Raw genomic sequence first — 19,548 nt, 5'->3', positions numbered from 1 at the left:
AAATCTAGAAGACTTCGCTTATGCACCTGCACCGCCAACAACGCTATATCTCATAACACAACTCCCTCAGCGTCGCAGTTGACTGCGGAAGTCCTTGTTTTAGAAGTGTGTCCAGGTATTCATCAAGTGTTTTAGGTGGATTTTTCAGCCTGCTTCTTTGCCTTTCTGCGGCTTGACAAACTACTGCCCGGTTAAGGTTAATTAAGCTTAGGATAAAATCGTCAGGATGCTGAGACTGAATGCTATAAGGTGCAAGAGCCTCAGTAGGAAAATCTCTGAGGTTGAAAGTGATAATTAAACTAGCATTACACTGGATTGCTGCTGCGAGGACATGGCGATCGTTTTGATCGGGAAGTTGCAACTGCGGGATCATTGCCTCGTAGCGCGTAACCAGACAATTTTTAATACTGATATTCATCAGATTTTTGGTTCTGGTAAGCTGTTCAAGTTTTATATCAGGACGGTTTTGAAGAACATTTCGCATCCACTCGTTATGAATTTCTTCTGTCCAACGTGCATTAAATAGGTCAGTAAGTGCCAACTCCACTAATAGATCGCGTAGTGCGGCTGGATATAATACACAAGCATCATAAACGACTGTAAAACTTGTCACCACTCATGATCCCATCTTGAGTTCTTGTGCTTGTGCTGCAAGTTCATCAAGGGCTTTCATACTTTCTTCGTAAGCTCTATTTTTGTAATCCATGACATCTTGAAAGCGCATCTGACGGGTGTTTCCTACTATTGTGTATGGAATTTTTCCAGAATCGAGTAAACCCCACAAATACTCGCGTGAGACACCCAGTATTTCAGCTGCCTGATAGACTTCGAGTTCCTTGGTAATTGGAGTAAGCTTTACAGTATTACCTTGAGCCATCTGTGCCAAAATTTCAACGAGTAAATCAAATACTGCCTCTGGTATGGTAACAGTCTCACCCTTGGTTTCATCTTGCATAACTTTGATAGTGCGATATGGCTGATTGTTTTGCAAAGATGCCAAAATTTGGCTACTAGCTTGAGCCTGAGTAGCGTCTTCTTCTGTAGGCAGAATTGGTCGGAAGTTTTGAGAGGCAGGGATTGTCATATCAATTTTAGATTAGGGATCCCATAGTCTTTGATATATTTTATGGTAATAATTCGATAAAACGACCAAAGTAAATCTTGCGTTCTGCATTGTTATCAGTGCTAAGCACTATCCTTAGTGTCAGTCTTATTTACGCCAACGGCAAGAAGTAGAGGTGTATTTGCAGCGGCAAAAACGCGCAAGTGAAATACGCAAGCAAAATGAAGCTAAATTCGACCCTCTAGGCGTGTGTGTTAGCGAAGCGGCGCGTTAGCGCGATCGCTTGCTGTCTCGTCGGACGCAATAGCAAATCATAAGGAAGATTTGGAGAGATGAGATCGCTCCTCCTATAAATATAACTTTTGCAAAAGTTATAAAATATACCTACAATCAAAACAATAAAGAAGGTGAATGCGCTATGGCACTTTCAATTACATCTGAACCCATTCCCTTGGAAGTAAACGCTGAGGGTTTGGTGCGTGTGGGCGGAACACGGGTAACATTAGATACAGTTGTAGCTGCTTTCAATTCTGGGGCGACTGCTGAGGAGATTGTGTTTCAATACCCATCATTGCAGCTAGCTGATGTATATGCTGTAATCAGCTACTATTTACGGCATCGGCAAGAAGTTGAAGTGTATTTGCAGCAACGGCAAAAACGCGCAAGTGAGATACGCAAGCAAAATGAAGCTAAGTTTGACCCCAATGGGGTGCGCGATCGCCTGCTGTCTCGCCGGACGAATAATCAATAATGCTGCGATTTGTAGCTGACGAGAACTTTAACAATAATATTGTGCGGGGTTTGTTACGTCGCCAACCAGATTTAGATATTGTGGGAGCATCCCACTTTGGCAAATATACCTGTGCTGAGAGAATGTAAGAAAAAACTAAAGCTCCCTGCCTAAATAATGAATCCTGAGAAACAAGAGCGTCTACAAGCCTGTTTGCAAGAACTAGCAGGACTACTGTATGAAGAGACACAAGAGAGTGAACTGACGGACTTAGAAAGCATTGAAAAAACAGTGCGGCAGCAGATGTTAAAACACGTCAGCCCCGAAATCGCCCTTTTTTTATTGAAGCAGCAACGGGAATCAATACAGGTAAAACCCGAAAAGTGAAAAGCTGTGTGGGGGTAATCAAGCTGAAAGCGAGGCAGGCAGAAAAATTAGGGTTGAAACCAAGGAGTCAGCTCAGTCCTTTACTTGAGAAGTGTTGCCTGCGAGTGTCTTCCAATGAGTCTTATCAAAGTGCAGAAGTTGAAATCGAGGCATTGACGGGAGTAAAAGTAGGTCATACAACACAGCAACGACTGGTGCAGCGACAAGACTTGCTCCTGCCAGAAGCACTGCAAGCTGTGTCAGAAGTGAGTGTTGATGGAGGCAAAGTGCGCCGGCGAGGCCAACCAAAACAAGGATGCCACTGGCGAGATTATAAAGCTGTGCGACTACAAGGCATATACTACGGAGCTTTTTTTGACAACAACCAATGCTTAATTGATTATGTCAACTCCCAGCCCTTGACTGCTCCATTGGTCTGTTTAGGTGATGGTCATGATGGCGTTTGGAATTTGGTCAAGGAATTGGCTACACCTGAGACAAGGCGCGAAATTCTGGACTGGTATCACCTGAAAGAAAATCTTTATAAAGTTGGTGGGTCATGGAAGCGACTCAAACAGGCTGAGGCTTTCCTCTGGCAAGGGCAGGTGGAAGCCGCCGTCGCTTTGTTTGCTGATTGCCGAAAAAAGCAGGCAAGAAACTTCTGCGCTTATCTCCAGCAACATCATCACCGGATTGTCAACTACAGCTATTATCAAGCTGAGCAACTGTGTTCCATTGGCTCAGGAGCTGTAGAGTCGGCAATCAAGCAGATTGGTTTAAGGGTAAAAATTTCTGGGGCACAATGGAAAACCGAGAATGTTAATCAGGTACTTTCGGTGCGTTGTGCTTATCTCAATGGCACACTCGCTATCTAATATATTTGCCAGAGTGGGATGCTCCCGATATTGTCAGAGTTCAAGATGTTGGTCTATCTGGAGTAGATGACCCAACTGTGCTAGAGTGGGCAGCACAAGAAGGACGCATATTGCTTACACATGACGTAGCAACTATCACACAGTTTGCCTACGAACGAGTTGCGGCAGGGCTGTCTATGCCTGGAGTCTTTGAAGTTAGCCTTGACGTTTCAATTGGTCGTGTCATTGAAGATATTTTGTTATTAGCAGAATGCACTCTTGAAGGCGAATGGGAAGGGCAAATACGTTACCTGCCGTTGTGAAAAATTCTACACTTAAGAATCATTATTGAGCAAATAACTGAGATAACGTGTAGACTCAATTGCATCAATCTTAGCCTTGACCAGAGCGATCGCTTCCTGTAAATCTGCCTGTCGTTTCAGTAAAATCTCGGTTTTCCCGATGACTGGATTAATCGCATAAAGATTCCAGTTGTTATCAGAATCTTCATAGGATTTAACGTGCCACTCTTTATAGATCAAGTCGTCGCATTCGACGCCAACTAGCTGTTGCATCATTCGGTCAAAGCTAATACTGTCCTCGTTGTAAAAAACCCAATTGCTTTCGTTATTACTCAAGGCAATCAGGGATTCGGCAAATGTTATAGCATCCTCGTATTGCACAAAAGCTTTTAGGCTGCGATATGGGTTGCCTTGGGGGTTCCAAATCTCCAGATGATGCCCATAACGTCCCGGTACGATCTGATAAATCCACCCGTCAAGTATTTGTGCAGTGTAGTCTTGTTTGCCGATCATGAATACACCTTCTATCAGAACCCAAAAATATGAGGTTTTCTCGTTGGTTAGTGATTTCTAGCCTTGTCGCTTTATCCTTGCCAACAGTTATCGGCTCCCGCAGACGCTGGCAATACAGCATCTGCGGAAACAGAAAAAGGAAAGAACAAGAATAAGGGTAAGGGTTGGAATAAGTAGTTACCACTCAATAGATTGCTAATCGCTAATCGCTAAGTAAATTAAACAATTAGCAATTAGCCATTTCTATTATTTAGCGATCGCGCAGTTCCGTTTCCAACTTGTCTAAATCCTCTCTCAAGAAAACGACCATGTGACCGTTATACGCCTTCCCTGTCTTGGTTTGGACAATTTCCATCCAGTAAGCAAATCGCTCTCCTAAGCGCAGTTCTCCCTGTTGTGCTGCCAAAAGCGGAAGCCGCTGCCGACGAGCTAAGTCTACAGTTTGTGCCGTGGGATATTCGTAGACAATTCGGGATCGATCGTAGTCTTGATAGATATCTGGGCCATAAATTACCCGCAGCGATTCCTTTAGACGTTGTGGAGTAACGCCATTAATCATGTCAAAAAAAGAAAAGCGTTCGCTGCGAATCGTGCCTCGATCTTTAGTAAAAGTGACTCTGCCGGGAGGAAGGACAGTTGCGAGAAAAGTAAATCGCTGGGCGGCTGTATTGGTCTTTTGCACTAATAGCCCATCGCCTGTAGAAGGTCGAAGGGTAGGATTAGAATTAATCCAGGCAGTAACTTCTTCTGTTTTCTGTCCGGGTAGGGCGTCGGCGCTTTTAGCGGTCGAGAGTGCTAGTAAAATTCCCAGTGACAGAATTGACCAAAATTTAACGCTTTTCATTTAAACCTTAAACCTGCAAACATACTTCACCAATCAGCACCCTGTTCTCAGCTATCGCTATTCTTAAGATGCCATGCTGGGGTCGATAGCAACCTTAATTACCTTACGATTCTTCATATCTTGGAACACTTGCTCTAAATGCTTTAAAGGCTGATGTTCGCTGATGAGCAATTCTAAGGGGATGGCGCGACTCGCCAACACAGATAAGGCATCTCGTACATATTTTGGGGTGTTGTGAAAAACGCCTTTCAGGGTGAGTTCGCTGTAGTGGAGTTGTTCGGTATTGACGGTAATGGTGGTATCTCGCGGACAACCCCCGAATAAGTTGACGGTAGCACCAGGACGGGCACAAGCGATCGCACTCTCCCAAACTGCGGGTACACCCGTAGCTTCTATGACCACATCTGCACCCCAGGGGTTGGTTCGTTTCACCACACTCGGTATATCCGTCAGATGATGATAATTAAACGTTTCCACTGCGCCTAGCTGTTTCCCAATTTCCAGCCGTTGGTCATTTCCCCCAAATAGCAACACCGATGCCGATTGATGCGCCAGTACCGCCACAAACATCAGCCCAATTGCCCCATCTCCCAGCACCACTACGACATCGCCCGACTTCACATTAGAACGTGCTACCCCATGCAGCACACAGGCTAACGGTTCGGTCATCGCCGCCAAGGCATCGGGCAAGTCATCTGCGATGGGCAACAGGTTGTGTTGCACAATCGGGGCGGGAATTTTTAGATACTCGGCAAACGTGCCGTTATTCCATGTCAAGTTAGGGCAAAGAGAATATTCTTGACGTTGACAAAAAAAACAATTCATGCATGGAGCAGAATTATTGGCAACTACGCGATCGCCCAATTGCCAACCTTGGACTCCGCTTCCCACCGCCACAATCCGCCCCGCTGCCTCGTGACCAAACAAAGTGGGAGGCTTGAGCATCTTTGCATGACCGCCACGCCGCCAAACCTTCAGGTCGGTGCCGCAAGTCGTTGCCGCTGCCACTTGAATCACCACCTCACCAGCAGAGGGAGTAGGGTCAGCGACCTGTTCCAGGCGTAGATCCGTTTGTCCGTAAAGTACCGCTGCCAGCATGATACACTGCCCCTAACCGTGTCCAAGCTGATTTTATCAGGGCAGATGAATTCTTACTCCTGACATGACAGGGAATATGTTCCCAGTTTGAGCCTGGGAACGGCAGCACCAGGCAAAAAGATTATGTAATTTTTCCTTCCCAAAGAGGCACTGGGAACTTTTTTAAGGTTTCACCAGCTTCATAGAGAGCGATCGCCCTCCCAGAACCTCCTGGCGAGGTGTTTGATCCAGCGCTAGGGGCAGCATCTCTTGTCGGCATGAAGTACAAAACCAATAAACCCCATTCTGCCGCGCATGACGCAGAAGAGGACTGCCGCAACAATGACAAGTATTCATTCGCATTTTATTAAACTCCTTATTCACCAAATGTACACCCCTGAGTCATTGCTAACTCGATCGAATGTATATGCGGACACAATCTGAAGAAATAAATTAACCTTTAGCTTCCCGAACCTTAAACAAAGATGTAGTTAACGAAACCCTTTGGTTGCGAGATCCTGATGCCCTAAGACCGAATATAAGCGAGTTGACCGCTCTGATAAATAAAGATAAAACTGAACATAGGTTTTGTTCATCTATCCTGGGGATCATCTCCTGGTGGGGTATCCGGACTTCGGGGATCGTAGAATTTCAGCCGGTGTTCGACCTGGGAAAACTAGATTAAGCTCGTGGCAAGAGGTTTCTAAGACACCTACGATCGCCAGCCGACAAAAGAGGCTTTAAAGAGTCCGAACCAGCGCCTAAATCAAAACAGAAATCGAAAAAGATTTGGCTCTTTCTCCCCCTTCTTTGAACCAGCACTTGATACACCAGCGTTACTAGAAAACCTGTGGCAACAAACCTTATCGGCATATATAGCGGTTCTCAGTTGGGTGGAATATATTGCGGTTCTAACGTTCAGTAGGCGCTTTTTGATTGCCATGCCCCTACTGATGTATTGCACCCAACCCTGGAATTGCTATATCCTCTGGTCCGCTGCCACCCCTGTTCAAAGAAAAGAAAATCTCGCTTCGGTTCTCACGCTTAGTGCCATAGATGTAACTCAGAGGGCGAGGAGGGTGCGGGTGTTTTGTTAGGGCTGAGTTGAATAATTGCAGACTCACAGGACTTACGCAAAGCCCATCCAGACAGCGTTTTTTCGGGTTCAATCCCCCTGTGGTTGCCCTTACTATGTGGTGATGTGCGGCGAGTCCTGACTCATATCAAATCCATCTAATTGCCCATAATAAAAGCACCCCTCCCCGCAAGCGGGGAGGGGTTGGGGGTTCTGGGAAATTAGGGGTAATCAACCAGACTTGATATTACTGGGTAGCTAGCCGCATCACTCGCTCTTGCTTTGATTCGCCTGCAAGAAAGCTTCTATTACTTCAGTTGCCAATTGAGTCATTGGCTTACCCTGACGGGCTGCTTCTGCTTTCAAGCGGCTGTAAACATCATCGCGGACATTGATCCGACGGCGGATTTTAGCCGCCATTTCAATTTCCGATGCTTCTGGCAGCACCACCTCATTAATTAACCCGGTATCTGACTGAGGAGATACCGCTTCCGACTCATAGTCAACTGTAAATTGACGAATCGCATCAAAACCGACGCGATCGCAGAAATCCCCAAAACTTTCTTGGGGTTGCCGCGACTGCTTGAAGTAAACGAAAATCGGCTCTAATTCGGCTTCTAGCTCGTTGATGTGCAGCCGATCCATATAAGCTCTGGAGAGTCGCGTTTGGTCGGGTGAAGCCCCCAGCCAAACCTGATAAGATTCAGTAGCACTCCCGACAAATCCTAATTCTGCCAGATAGGGACGAGCGCAGCCATTCGGGCAACCCGTCATCCGCACGATAAAGTGTTCGTTTTCTAATCCCACTTTTTTCAGCAGCGCCCGAACCCGATCTAAGAGATCCGGCATGATCCGTTCCGATTCGGTAATTGCCAAACCGCAAGTCGGCATTGCGGGGCAAGCCATTGAATAGCGCACCAACGGGTCAATTTGATTGGGGTCTACCTGAACGCCACAGCGGTCAAGAATCTGCTGAATTTCGGTTTTTTGCGCTGTGTCAATTTCGTAAAACAGCAAGTTTTGGTTGGGTGTCAGGCGAATCGGTAGCGAGAACTTCTGCACAATTTCCCGCAGTGCAGTTCTTAGCTTAAAGTTACCTTCGTCCTTCACTCGACCATTTTCAATGGGAATACCCAGAAACAGCTTGCCGTCGCCTTGTTCGTTCCATCCCAAGAAATCTTTGTATTTAAACGGCGGTAACTCTTTAAAAGCTGTCAGTGGTTTGCCAAAGTATTCTTCGACTTTGGCGCGGAACTTCTCGACGCCCCAATCTTCGATTAGGTATTTCATCCGCGCATGACGGCGGTTGGCGCGATCGCCATAATCTCTTTGAGTGGCGACAATCGCTTTGATGAGATCGTAGATATCTTGCGCGTCTACATATCCGATGGGATCTGCCATCCGGGGAAACGTCTCTTCTTTGTTGTGAGTGCGTCCCAAACCACCACCCGCAAAGACATTAAATCCCTGTAGTTCTCCCTTGGCGTTGGTAATCACCACCAAGCTGACATCTTGGGAATAGAGGTCAACCGAATTATCCCCCGGTACCGTTACGGCACACTTAAACTTTCGGGGCATATAGCGATCGCCATATAGCGGTTCTTCTTTCCCGTGGACGAGGGTGCCGTTGCCGTTGCTTTGCCGCGCCGCCTTTACCTCTCTTGTTTCTTCCCCGCTGATGAACTTTTCGCCATCCAGCCAAATCTCATAATATGCACCTGTTTGCGGCGTCAGCAGGTCAGCAATATTGTTGGCATACTCCCAGGTATATTCGTATTCCCGGCGATTTTTGTAAGGTGCCGGGGGCGTCATCACATTGCGGTTGAGGTCGCCGCAGGCTCCCAGGGTTGACCCCATGCTTTTAATGATGGCAGCGATCGCCGCTTTGAGATTTTTCTTTAAAATTCCATGCAGCTGAAAACCCTGGCGAGTCGTAGCGCGTAGCGTTCCATTGCCATATTCCTCAGCCAGCCGGTCTAAGGTAAGATACAGTTGCGGTGGAATGAAGCCCCCCGGATTCCGGGTACGCAGCATGAACTGGTAATCTTTCTCCTGACCCTTAACCCGGTTATCCCGGTTATCCTGCTGGTACGATCCGTGAAACTTGAGAATCTGGGTGGCATCTTCTGTGAAGCAGTTGGTGTCTTCCAGTAGCTCAGTTGCCACAGGTTCGCGTAAAAAGTTGCTGCGTTCTTTGAGTCCTTCTACTTTAGAAAGCTTTTGGACTGGGGAAATCGGAGATTTAACCATCGGAAACTAAGGGGCTGAACGGTTTAACTGGATCACCGGAAAATCTATCGGGATTACGGCGTATACATTCATGGTACTATCACCCTTCTTATCTTTAGCGATAGGCAAGAATTTCCCAATATTTTAACAATTCTTGCAGAAAGCGATATCCCAAGAGTCCGACCTTCGGTTCGCCACACCATTGACGCAGTGATGCCAGTAAGGGCTGTCATGCTTTGTGCCCCTACACCAATTTTCTGAGCGTAGCAGTCTATAGCCGCTTTCAATTGAATGAGATCCATCGGTAGGTAGCACAGCTACCCCCTACTGTGCAGTGTATTGAACCCAAGTCAGAACCGCTATAAAAACAGAAAGGACAGGCTTTATCAGCCTGTCCCACTTTGTTAGAAGCCAGTTAATTCAAAATATCTCGAACCAAACACCACCAAGAACGATATAAAGAGCGTTAATCCTAGAAGCCGTAGCCGATTCCCACATTGACGCTAACAGAAGAAGCAGGGCTGTTTTGGTAAGGCTTGATTCCCAGTTTGGCATCGCTGAAGACCACAACGTTCTTGGCAACTTCTGCTTCGACGCCAGCCGTCACTACAGGCGCATTGCGGTTGCCGAAGGTAGATGGCTTGCCTTCCGATTCATGCAAACCGTAGCCACCACCAACGTAGAAGTTAGCTTTATTGGTAACAGGCACATCATAAGTAATCATCGGAATGATAGTGCTGGTTTCGTTGGTGAACTGCACGGAACCTCTAATAGAAACTGGCGTCTTGGGAACCGCATAGCGACCTTGAATCACACCGCCGACTGCGGCAGCATCGCCATCTTGTCCGCCATTTGTAACGCTAGCAGAACCACCAACTCCGACATAATTTGCTCGTGTTCCAGTGGGTTTTGCAGAGGCATCCAAACTAGACATTAAAACAGGAGCGATCGCTAGTGCAGATAGTACGGAAATCTTAGCTACAGATTTGAGAGCGCGATTCATAATTGATTCCTTCAATTCTCTGGTTTTCAGTTGCTTTGTTACATTCAAAGTCGTTAGCCAAAGCAAAAGGTTCCAGAAACTTGCCAAAAAAATTTCGGCTCGGTTAAATCAAGGATTGCTTAAATTTTTAAATCTCGACAACCCTCTACACGTAATAGCTTTAACGTACTCAACTCCGAAAAATACCACCAAATATTTTGGTTGATGAGTAATTTTGCTACATCTAGCGATGGGTTGAAGTAGCATTTCCTCAAATAGAGGCTATTTGATAGTGGACTGTTTGGGAAGTGGCACAATTTTATGAATGATTCAAGGAACAATTTTGTCGGTACGGAAGTCTGAATACAAGGAGAGTTTGTCTTCAAAAAAATAATTGTAAAGTCTCCTGAATCTATAAATTTGCCCTGTGAAACTAAAAATCGAAAAGCTAGCTTAATTGGAAAAAAAGCTTTAAAAAGTTATAATATTAACGATAATTTTGGAAAGATACTGAACTTCAAGCGTCACAGGTCATAGGGAAAGTTCACGATGGTTATAGCCGCGTCTAGCCGCGGCAAAGAACGCGATCGCGTCCCTCTGCTTTTGCCTGATAAAGCGCTTGGTCAGCAGCAGCAATTAGCGTTTCTGAAGAGCCGTCCTGCCAAGGCTGAGCGGTAGCAATGCCCAAACTGAGAGTGACATACTCACTGATGGGAGAATTAATGTGGCGAATCTTCAACGCTTTGACCTCTAAACGGATTGTTTCAGCGACTTGAAACGCCCCCTCAGCAGTAGTGTTTGGCAGAATGATGGCAAACTCTTCTCCTCCATAACGAGCCACGAGATCGGCAGGACGCTTCAAGACACGATTAATCGCGCTGGCAACCTGCCGCAGACACTCGTCCCCTGCTTGATGACCATAGGTATCGTTATAGTTTTTAAAAAAGTCAATGTCAGACATAATTAACGATAACGGGATTTCCTCCCGTGCCATCCGCCGCCACTCTTTGTCGAAGGACTCATCAAAACAGCGACGATTCGCTATTTGAGTTAAGCCATCTACAGAAGCCAAGCGCTGCAACTGTTGGTTAGCTGCCTCCAGCTGTTGATAGAGTTCTGATTGCTGAATTGCGATCGCGACTTGGGTTGCCAGTTGCTGTAGTAAATCAACGTTAAACTGCTGCCACTGTCGTGGTCCACTACAATGATGGGCAATCAGCAGTCCCCACAACTGTTCCCCTTGCAAGATGGGTACTACCAAGTTAGCTCTGACCTGAAACTGGGCCAGTAAATCAATGTGACATGGAGTTAAACCGGCTGCATAAATATCGTCGGTGGTTTGGATGCGACCATGCTGGTAAAGCGAAACAAAGGTGGTTGCAAAGTCCGGATCGAGAAGTCTTCTACCTAACATAGAGATCCATCGGTCGTCTACAGATTCTACGACCACAACCCCACTCCAGTCTGGCTCGAAGCGGTAGATTAACACCCGATCGGTTTGGAGAAATTCTCGCACTTGAGCCACTGTCGTATTGAGAATTTCCTCTAGATGCAGAGACTGACGGATGCGTTGCGCGATCGCTCCCATTAACCGCTCCCTCAGAACTTGCATCCGCAGTGTTTCCTCCACCTGCTTGCGTTCGGTAATATCCATCGCTACACCCACCAGACGCACGGAACAGCCAGTTTCGTCACGGTAGACCTGACCTTTGTTTCCTACCCAGTGCAGGGTGCCATCGGGCCAGATAACTCGAAATTCAATCCCATAATCCGCACCTTCTCCAATCGTCCTCGCCACGGCTTGAGCAACATACTCGCGATCTTCCGGATGGACAGCATCAAGAAAAGCCTCATAGGTTGGATGATAGCTTCCTGGGGGAAGACCGAATACTGGCCCCAGTTGGTCAGAATACATGATGCTGTTGGTCAGGATGTCCCAGTGCCACGTACCCATGTGAGCAGCTTCTAAAGCTAACCTGAGTCGCGCTTCACTTTCTTGTAGTGCTAATTCAGCAGCTTTGCGATCGCTGATGTCTTGAAAGACTGCCACAACACCCATAATATTTCCTTCCTCATCTCGAATCGGTGCCGCACTGTCACCGATAAATTTTTCTGTTCCGTTTTTAGTACGGAGTAACCAACGATCGGCTAACCTGACGATCGCACCGTTTTCAATCGCATTGGTTATTGGGTGTTCGATAACTTCACGACTTTCTGTATGTACAAGCTGGAGAACTTGATTCACATCTTTGCCAAAAGCATCTTCCTTTTTCCAGCCTGTTAAAGCTTCAGCAAGAGGATTCATAAATGTCACCAATCCTCGATTATTTGTGACAATTACTGAATCCCCTATACTTTCGAGTATTGTGGCAAACCACTGTTTTTCTTTTTTTAAACTATTTTGTTGTTTGTATTTAGAAAGAGCTATTTCAATGGTGGCATTTAATTCTTTTTCTTGAAACGGTTTGATAAGATAACCAAATGGCTCGGTTGTTTTAGCTCTCTTTAATGTGGTTTCATCTGCATGAGCAGTAAGATAGACGACAGGAATGTTGAAGCGAGTATGAATTTCTTCAGATGCTTCTACACCGTCCATCTCGCCCTGCAACCTAATATCCATCAACACGAGATCCGGATTGGTTGCCGCTACTTGTTGAATGGCTTCTGCTCCCGAAGAAGCGATCGCCGTAACTGTATATCCCAACCCTTCTAAAATATTTTGTATATCCCAGGCAACAATATTCTCATTTTCAACAATTAGAATTTTAACTGGATTCATAGCGGTCGTCGAACTCCAGTTTAATTTAACTCTTTAAAGGTAATTTTAAATATTGTCCCATTACTTGTATCAACTTCGAGATTTCCCTTGAGCTGATTAACCAAAGTACTAACTAAACGAAGTCCTAGAGATTTTGGATTTTCCATATCTATTTCTTCAGGTAAACCAATACCATTATCACCAACCAAAAGTGTAAAGATATTATCTTTATTTGAGGAAAGCTCAATATATATTATTCCCTGCACATCTTCTTGAAAAGCATACTTCAAGGCGTTGGAAACAAGTTCATTAGTAATTAATCCACAAGGGATTGCCGTATTAATGCTAAGAGAAACATGATTAACGTTGATGTTTAAACTAATCAAATCTGAGCTAACATTGTAACAATGGAATAAGTTCATTGCTAAATTACGAATATATTGAGCAAAATCAACTTTGATCAAATCCTTGGATTGATATAATTTTTCATGAATAAGCGCCATTGATTGAATTCGGTTTTGGCTTTCTTTAAAAATACTGATAGTTTGCTTATCTTCTATATATCTCGACTGAATGTTCAGCAAACTAGAAATTACCTGCAAATTGTTTTTAACCCGATGGTGAACCTCCTTTAGAAGTACCTCTTTTTCTTTGAGCGATGCCTTGAGTTGCTGTTCTGCTAGCTTGCGCTCGGTGATATCAGTATGAACACCAATCAGAGCTACAAGCTGGTTTTTATCATCCTTGATAGCATCAGCACGCAGCAAAACCAACATGGTGTTACCTTTACGCGATCGCATCTCTACTTCACCGCTCCAAGAATTGCCGCTACCAATCGTTTCAAACACTTCCCGTGCCACATTTGAATCTGTATAGAGAACTCGTGGTCCCCCCGCTGCATTCAGTTCATCTGTCGTATATTCAAATAGATCGAGAAAAGCCTGATTGTGATAAATAGAAAAGCAAACTAAATCTGCCATACCAATTGCATCGCTGGCACTTTCAACCGCTTTGCCGATGCGGATAAGTTTTTCTTCTACTTGCTTGCGCTCGGTGATATCTTTACCCGTAGAGACAAAGTGCGTGATGTTTCCTTGGGCATCTCTAATAGGTGTAATCGTTTTTTCCTCATAAAACAGCTCCTTATTTTTCTTCGAGTTAATAAACACAGAACGAAAAACTTTGCCGGAAAGAATTATTTCCCATAGTTGTTGATAAAATATTTGGTCATGATTACCCGACTTGAGTATTCGGGGAGTTTTGCCAATTACTTCTTTCCTTGTGTAGCCTGTCAGTTGCTCAAAAGCTGAATTGACATATTCAATAATGCCATCTTTATTGGTAATAATTACATTATCCGCTGTTTGCTCAACGGCGCTTGAAAGCTTTCTGAGCGTTGCCTCAACAGCTTTGCGTTCGGTAATGTCGCGTTGAATAGTAGCAAAACACATAGATTCGCCGCTTTGCGGGTGTTTCACAACAGAACAGCTTGTCTGCACATCAATCAGTTTGCCGGTCTTAAAATGTCGAAGTTGACTCTCTTTTTCGCACCAACCCTCCGCAATCATCTTTGGCAGAACGATTTCATAGAACTGTAACCAGCCTTGCTCTGAAAGATAGTCGGAAATATCTTTAGAAAGTGCTTCTTCGAGGCTGTCTAAACCAACGAGTTTTCGCCCTGCTTCATTGACGAAAATTACTTTCCCTTCCAGCGAAGAAATGGCAACAAAGTCATTGCTATTCTCAACAAGCGAAACAAACTTTTGCTTTTCTTCCTCCGCTTGCTTGCGACTGGTAATATCCAGCCAAGAACCGATAATCTCTATTGCCTGTCCGCGAGCGTCTTTGATTAGCTTCAGCTCATCGTGCATCCAGCGATAGGTGCCATCTTTGTGTAGGAAACGGTATTCGTGAGTATGCCGTCCCTCCTCAAACAGGCGTGACACTCCAGCCAAGATGTGCGGCGCATCATCCGGGTGAATATGGTTAGCCCAGAAGCTAGAATCCTCGATAAAATCCTTTACTTCGTAGCCAAGTTGGGAGGTGATGTTCTCGCTGATGAAGGTGATATGAAAATCCTCGGAAGGCTTGCAACTATAAATGACAGATGGACTAGAGGTGAGTAAATGTTGCAATCGCTCTCTTGTTGCCATCAGTACCTCTTCTGCTTGGGCAGTCACAAGAGCTTCCCCTACAAACTCGGCGATGTCTTCGCAAACGAGGAGAATAATGGTATTTGTGTTAGATGTTTGTATAAGGCGATCGCTCATCGGTTCTGAAACAGCTTTCGCTCTCGCTTTTATCCAGAAGATGCTGCCATCCTTGCTGAATAAACGAAATTTCCAACTTCTAATCTGAGTAAGATGTTGTCTAAAAGCAGTGAATTCTGCTTGCAAGCTTTCCCGATCTTCAGGATGAACAATGCACAAAAGCGGTCTTTCGATTAATTCATCAACTGTGTAATTTAGATAAGCTACTCCAAACTGATTGATTGAAAGAAACACTCCCGCTAAATCTACCGTTAAGTAGATACACGGAGTATGTTCGTACAGAGTACGATATCGCTCTAGTTCAGCCTTCGTTCTGCATAGTTCTTCTTCGAGTTTGTGACGTTCTACATCAACGAAAGCCTGCCCAACCTGTCGGTTGGGAGTTTCGTCAGGGGAAGCATTGTACCCACTCGATGAGTAATTACAGCCCATTTCTAAACTCCCGCTCCATAAGTACCATTATTGATTATTCAGATTTGGAAAATTAAGCAGACTGGTGAAGAAAAACTGGTATATTTTCGGAGACTGGGGATTACGGGCACGACACAGAAAAACCCTTACGATAGAAGACTTTTCAATACTGGCTCAATCTCCAATACCTAATACCCCAGGCAACAAGTTGTGTATAATTGCGCCTAGTTTCTTAAAGAGAATATAAAGTTGGGACAAGGTAATTTTTCTACAGTTATTAATGCCTTAGTTAATAGTTCTTATTCCTTTAGGATGGCATATTCAACTGGGAAGTAGCGAATTGTTAAGAATAATGTAATTTAAACTACAGATTTTTTACTTATTTAAAGAGTAGGATTAGCGTTTAGCCATTAGATAAGTGGAAACGCAGCTTGTCAAAGCTGTGAAGGCATTTTTTCAGAATCGCGCGACTGGTCGCATTTAGAGCATTGGTATAGGAAACTGGGAAGCACGCCTCCCCGCTTTTCTGGGAGGGAGCCGAATTTCTCTGCAACGCCGCGCTGACGCGACGGGAGCAAATGCTAGACGCAGCATCGGCTAAGGCGATGAGCTGCGTCTAACAGCATCGGCTAACGCGATCGCGCCCCAGAGCTTTTGCTTGATAAAGCGCCTCATCAGCTGCCTTGAGCAATGTTTCCGGTGAAGTATCGCCGTCGGGAACCGTAGTCGCAACGCCCAAACTCAGCGTCACATACTGACTAACTAAGGAATGGGTATGGACAATCTTTAAGTCTTGCACTGCCACTCGAATTTCTTCTGCCACTTGCAATGCACCCTTTTGTGCAGTATTGGGCAAAATTACGGTAAATTCTTCGCCCCCGTATCGAGCGACTAAATCCGCCGGTCGTTTTACAGCTTGAGCGATCGCGCTGGCGACGGTAATTAAACAAGTATCCCCCGCTTGATGACCATAGGTGTCATTGTAGAGTTTGAAAAAGTCAATATCGCACAAGATCAGAGACAGCGGGACTTGTTCTCGTTTCAGACGCCGCCACTCCTGCTCCAGATACTCGTCAAACCTGCGTCGGTTCGGCAGACCAGTCAAACCATCCAAAGTCGCAAGGCGCTGCAACTTTTGGTTAGCTGCCTCCAATTGTTGATAGAGTTGCCCTTGTTGAATCGCAATTCCCACCTGCATCGCCAAAGAAAAGAGCAGATCGATTTCCCACGGTTGCCACTGCCGTGGTTGCAAACAATGATGAGCAATCAGCAATCCCCACAACTGTTCCCCTTGCAGAATCGGAACGACTAAATTCGCTTTAACCTGAAACCGCTCTAGCAAATCGATGTGGCACTGACCCAGTCCTGATGTGTAAATATCCGCGACTGCTTGAACCCGACCCTGCTGATACAGCTGGGCGTACTTTTCCTTAAAGCAGGGATCGTAAACGGGAGTTCCCAGCATCGAAGTCCAATTGGGGTCTACAGACTCCACAGCCACAACCCCGCTCCAGCCTGCCTCGAAACGATAAATAATCACCCGGTCGCAGGCGAGAAATTGCCGCACTTCTGCCACCGTAGTGTTGAGAATCTCGCTGAGATTGAGAGACTGACGGATGCGCTCTAGCATCGCCCCCATCAGTCGCTCCCTGAGAACTTGCAGTCGCAGTGCCTCCTCCGCCTGCTTGCGTTCGGTGATATCGGTGAGCGTGCCAATAAAGCCAACAGTCCCACCAGCTATTCCTTTTTCCGCCACCGCCTGACCGAATACCCAGGTAATGACTCCATCGGCACGCCCCAACCGATACTCACAGGCAAATCGCCGGTTTTCCATCATCGCCTGCTGCCATTCGCTGATGACGCGATCGCGGTCATCGGGATGCAGAGCTTTCATCCAGCCTTCTCCTAGTGCTTCCGCCAGGGTCAATCCTGCCAGTTCGCGCCAGCGCTCGTTGACATATAAGCAGTTCCCTTCCATATCCGTATGGAAAATGCCTACCGGGGACATTTTAGCTAAGGTGTAATACCGATACTCGCTTTCCTGAAGGGCTTCCTCAGTTCGCTTGCGCTCGGTGATATCAGTTATTGAGCCTGCCATGCGATAAGGTTTGCCTTGCGCGTCTCGAAATGCCATGCCACGACAGAGAAACCACCGGATATTGCCATTCTTGTGTATCATCCGATGTTCGATTTCATACTGGGGTGTCAACCCTTCCTGATGAATACTTGCAGCGGTCATCACCCATTCCCGCTCATCCGGATGTACGAGATGGAGCCAAGCATCTATGTGGTTGTCAATTTCGCCTTCGCTATAGCCCAGCATGGCTTTCCAGCTAGCGGTGAGATACATTTCACCAGTTTGGAGATCCCAGTCCCAGAGTCCTACCTGACCGGCATTAACGGCTAGGACATAGCGTTCCTCTGCTTGGTGGGCAGGAGTCATGTCCTTCATAAAGTAATCATGCCCGTAAATGGATAGGCAAAAACCTTTAAAAAGTTGTCCCAATGCAGTCTGCAGGCTTTGTTGGCATCAGTGAGGAATGCTTGATTTTTCCTGCCTCCGACTGCTAGTGTGCCTGCATTCCCAACTCGCGGTTGATTTGTACTCACCGGCACGCTTGTGAAGTAGATCGAGGCAGGCTTTTTGGAGAGGGTGCTATAATATCGCTTCCAATCCGGTTCGGTTAAAAATAATTGTAGGTTGGGTTGAGGAACGAAACCCAACAAATGCTTATGTTTTGTTGGGTTGCGTTTCTCAACCCAACCAATGCGAACTACGCGAACTTTGGTGTTTTTCGCTCTAACCGAATCGTATTGATATCGTTTCAATTTCCCGATCTCTTGACGCAGCGCTTTCTCTAGTTGGCGACGTTCTAGATGCGAGTGGGGTTGCTGGAACGTAAGCACGGAGGCTTCATCCTGGAAACTATCCTGCCAGGAAGCTGGGCAATCAAAGCGCATTTGAGTTTGTTTTTTAAGAGGGGTGTTTTAAAGAGTGTCAATCCACAGGGATTTAAATCAAAACGACACTCTACGGTCACAGAAGAAAGTAGATTTAGATGCCCCAAGGTTCTAGATTCTATTATTGTCGAAAGGCTTGAGCGATCGCGCAATTCGCTTTTGCTAAAACAAAAGTGAGGCGATTTTACGGAGATGGGGTTGCAGATAAAATGCGCTTACCGAGTCTCACGAGCAACGATCAACAGATTGAACGGAGCGATTAGACCGCGAATGCGTGCGCGATCGCCCTCAATAGCCGCAAGGACTCGCATCTCTAACTCAGCCTCTTCTTTTAAAGGAATTGGCTGTGAAGGGGGTTCGCCAGGAATGACTAAAGTCCGGAACCCAGCATTGACTGCTACGGCTTGCCCCTGAGCTTCCTCGACCACACTCCCTTCCAGGGTAGCAACGCCCGTCCTACCATTAGGTTTGACGCTGACACCAACAGACTTACGCAAAGCTTATACATATAGCCTTTTGTAGGGGCAATCCCCCTGTGGTTGCCCTTACTATGTGGTGATGTGCGGCGAGTCCTAACCAAATTGCGTCCCGCGAACGCCACTCAAACCCGCAGGTGTTTCAATCTCAAAGCGCGAATTAGGATTTGTAAACGGTCGCACCTCCAGGCGAGCTTGTCCCCCCGTTACTTGAAGCCGCGTAATTCGTCCGCCGTCAGGCGTTGTCTGCAATTGTTGTACTTGCAGGGTGGTATTTTCTGAGACATTAACAAAGCCAACGCCGGTATCGACGGCTAGGACGGCACTAGACTGGTCGCCCGTTTTGAGAGTATCGCCCACGTTCTCAAGGCGCAAGCCGACCCAAACCGACCCGGCGGCTTCTCTCAGTTTATAGGTGACTTTACCCGCATAGGAGACGACTTCCAACCGTCGGTTGAGTCGAACCGGCAAAGGTTTTGCCACTGAGTCTATACTGATGCTCAAGAGAGCCACCAACAGCAGGAGAGACACGAATGCTCTACGACTTTTCACCGCTCACCTCTTGTGGAAATTAAAAATTACTAATTTGATTTTGCCGTTTTAATTTTTCCGGCTGACTTGTGAATATTAACTTGAT

At 46.1% G+C, this 19,548-nt stretch carries 18 protein-coding genes; 4 read left to right on the top strand and 14 right to left on the bottom strand.

The window, feature by feature from the left end; all coding sequences use genetic code 11:
• Nucleotides 1–43: 43 nt before the first annotated feature.
• Both AC2VDX_RS21330 and AC2VDX_RS21325 read right to left on the bottom strand, forming a co-directional pair.
• Nucleotides 44–613, bottom strand: a complete 570-nt coding sequence (locus AC2VDX_RS21330; protein ID WP_378184600.1) for a PIN domain-containing protein — start codon at nt 611–613, stop codon at nt 44–46.
• Nucleotides 614–616: 3 nt separating this feature from the next.
• Nucleotides 617–1,084, bottom strand: coding sequence for an excisionase family DNA-binding protein (locus AC2VDX_RS21325; protein WP_378184599.1), 468 nt, complete (start codon nt 1,082–1,084; stop codon nt 617–619).
• A 397-nt stretch (nt 1,085–1,481) separates the two neighbouring features.
• Between AC2VDX_RS21325 and AC2VDX_RS21320 the strand changes: the two genes are divergently transcribed.
• The 4 genes from AC2VDX_RS21320 to AC2VDX_RS21305 all read left to right on the top strand — a co-directional run bounded on the left by AC2VDX_RS21320 (nt 1,482) and on the right by AC2VDX_RS21305 (nt 3,336).
• On the top strand, nt 1,482–1,814 hold the full coding sequence (locus tag AC2VDX_RS21320) for a DUF433 domain-containing protein (RefSeq protein ID WP_378184598.1): 333 nt from the start codon (nt 1,482–1,484) through the stop codon (nt 1,812–1,814).
• A complete protein-coding gene (locus AC2VDX_RS21315) occupies nt 1,814–1,942 on the top strand; it encodes a hypothetical protein (RefSeq protein WP_378184597.1) in 129 nt (42 codons plus the stop codon). Before AC2VDX_RS21320 ends, AC2VDX_RS21315 begins: the two co-directional genes overlap by 1 nt.
• Nucleotides 1,943–1,970: 28 nt before the next feature.
• Nucleotides 1,971–3,034, top strand: a protein-coding gene (locus tag AC2VDX_RS21310; RefSeq protein WP_378184596.1) for an ISKra4 family transposase whose coding sequence is annotated in 2 segments (ribosomal slippage) — nt 1,971–2,127 and nt 2,127–3,034 — 1,065 coding nt in all. Because the reading frame shifts where the segments join, the coding sequence is not laid out codon by codon here.
• Complete coding sequence (locus tag AC2VDX_RS21305) at nt 3,001–3,336, top strand: DUF5615 family PIN-like protein (RefSeq protein ID WP_378184595.1); 336 nt, start codon at nt 3,001–3,003, stop codon at nt 3,334–3,336. The genes AC2VDX_RS21310 and AC2VDX_RS21305 overlap by 34 nt, the downstream gene beginning before the upstream one ends.
• Before the next feature lie 12 nt (nt 3,337–3,348).
• Here the strand turns inward: AC2VDX_RS21305 and AC2VDX_RS21300 are convergent, their stop codons facing one another.
• The 12 genes from AC2VDX_RS21300 to AC2VDX_RS21245 all read right to left on the bottom strand — a co-directional run bounded on the left by AC2VDX_RS21300 (nt 3,349) and on the right by AC2VDX_RS21245 (nt 19,463).
• Entirely contained in the window at nt 3,349–3,828 is a 480-nt protein-coding gene (locus AC2VDX_RS21300; protein ID WP_378184594.1) for a hypothetical protein, read from the bottom strand.
• A gap of 250 nt (nt 3,829–4,078) precedes the next feature.
• A complete protein-coding gene (locus AC2VDX_RS21295; RefSeq protein ID WP_378184593.1) occupies nt 4,079–4,672 on the bottom strand; it encodes a hypothetical protein in 594 nt (197 codons plus the stop codon).
• A gap of 63 nt (nt 4,673–4,735) precedes the next feature.
• Nucleotides 4,736–5,770, bottom strand: coding sequence for a zinc-dependent alcohol dehydrogenase (locus tag AC2VDX_RS21290; RefSeq protein ID WP_378184592.1), 1,035 nt, complete (start codon nt 5,768–5,770; stop codon nt 4,736–4,738).
• Nucleotides 5,771–5,932: 162 nt separating this feature from the next.
• A complete protein-coding gene (locus AC2VDX_RS21285) occupies nt 5,933–6,112 on the bottom strand; it encodes a hypothetical protein (RefSeq protein WP_378184591.1) in 180 nt (59 codons plus the stop codon).
• Between the two features lie 979 nt (nt 6,113–7,091).
• A complete protein-coding gene (gene sir, locus AC2VDX_RS21280) occupies nt 7,092–9,074 on the bottom strand; it encodes a sulfite reductase, ferredoxin dependent (RefSeq protein ID WP_378184590.1) in 1,983 nt (660 codons plus the stop codon).
• A 451-nt stretch (nt 9,075–9,525) separates the two neighbouring features.
• Nucleotides 9,526–10,056 carry a hypothetical protein gene (locus tag AC2VDX_RS21275; RefSeq protein ID WP_378184589.1) on the bottom strand — a complete coding sequence of 177 codons (531 nt, stop codon included), beginning with the start codon at nt 10,054–10,056 and terminating at the stop codon, nt 9,526–9,528.
• Between the two features lie 544 nt (nt 10,057–10,600).
• Nucleotides 10,601–12,814, bottom strand: a complete 2,214-nt coding sequence (locus tag AC2VDX_RS21270; protein WP_378184587.1) for a diguanylate cyclase domain-containing protein — start codon at nt 12,812–12,814, stop codon at nt 10,601–10,603.
• A 20-nt stretch (nt 12,815–12,834) separates the two neighbouring features.
• A complete protein-coding gene (locus tag AC2VDX_RS21265) occupies nt 12,835–15,495 on the bottom strand; it encodes a PAS domain S-box protein (RefSeq protein ID WP_486928238.1) in 2,661 nt (886 codons plus the stop codon).
• Nucleotides 15,496–16,090: 595 nt separating this feature from the next.
• Nucleotides 16,091–17,926, bottom strand: a complete 1,836-nt coding sequence (locus AC2VDX_RS21260; protein WP_378184586.1) for a diguanylate cyclase domain-containing protein — start codon at nt 17,924–17,926, stop codon at nt 16,091–16,093.
• Complete coding sequence (locus AC2VDX_RS21255; RefSeq protein ID WP_378184585.1) at nt 17,923–18,435, bottom strand: hypothetical protein; 513 nt, start codon at nt 18,433–18,435, stop codon at nt 17,923–17,925. The genes AC2VDX_RS21260 and AC2VDX_RS21255 overlap by 4 nt, the downstream gene beginning before the upstream one ends.
• A 215-nt stretch (nt 18,436–18,650) precedes the next feature.
• Nucleotides 18,651–18,932 carry a FecR family protein gene (locus tag AC2VDX_RS21250; protein ID WP_378184584.1) on the bottom strand — a complete coding sequence of 94 codons (282 nt, stop codon included), beginning with the start codon at nt 18,930–18,932 and terminating at the stop codon, nt 18,651–18,653.
• Between the two features lie 75 nt (nt 18,933–19,007).
• Nucleotides 19,008–19,463: a FecR domain-containing protein gene (locus AC2VDX_RS21245; RefSeq protein WP_378184583.1), complete on the bottom strand. Its 456-nt coding sequence runs from the start codon at nt 19,461–19,463 to the stop codon at nt 19,008–19,010.
• Between the last annotated feature and the right edge of the window lie 85 nt (nt 19,464–19,548).

The sequence above is a fragment of the Coleofasciculus sp. H7-1 genome (genome assembly GCF_057473865.1).
This window is presented reverse-complemented; position numbering and strand designations above follow the sequence as displayed.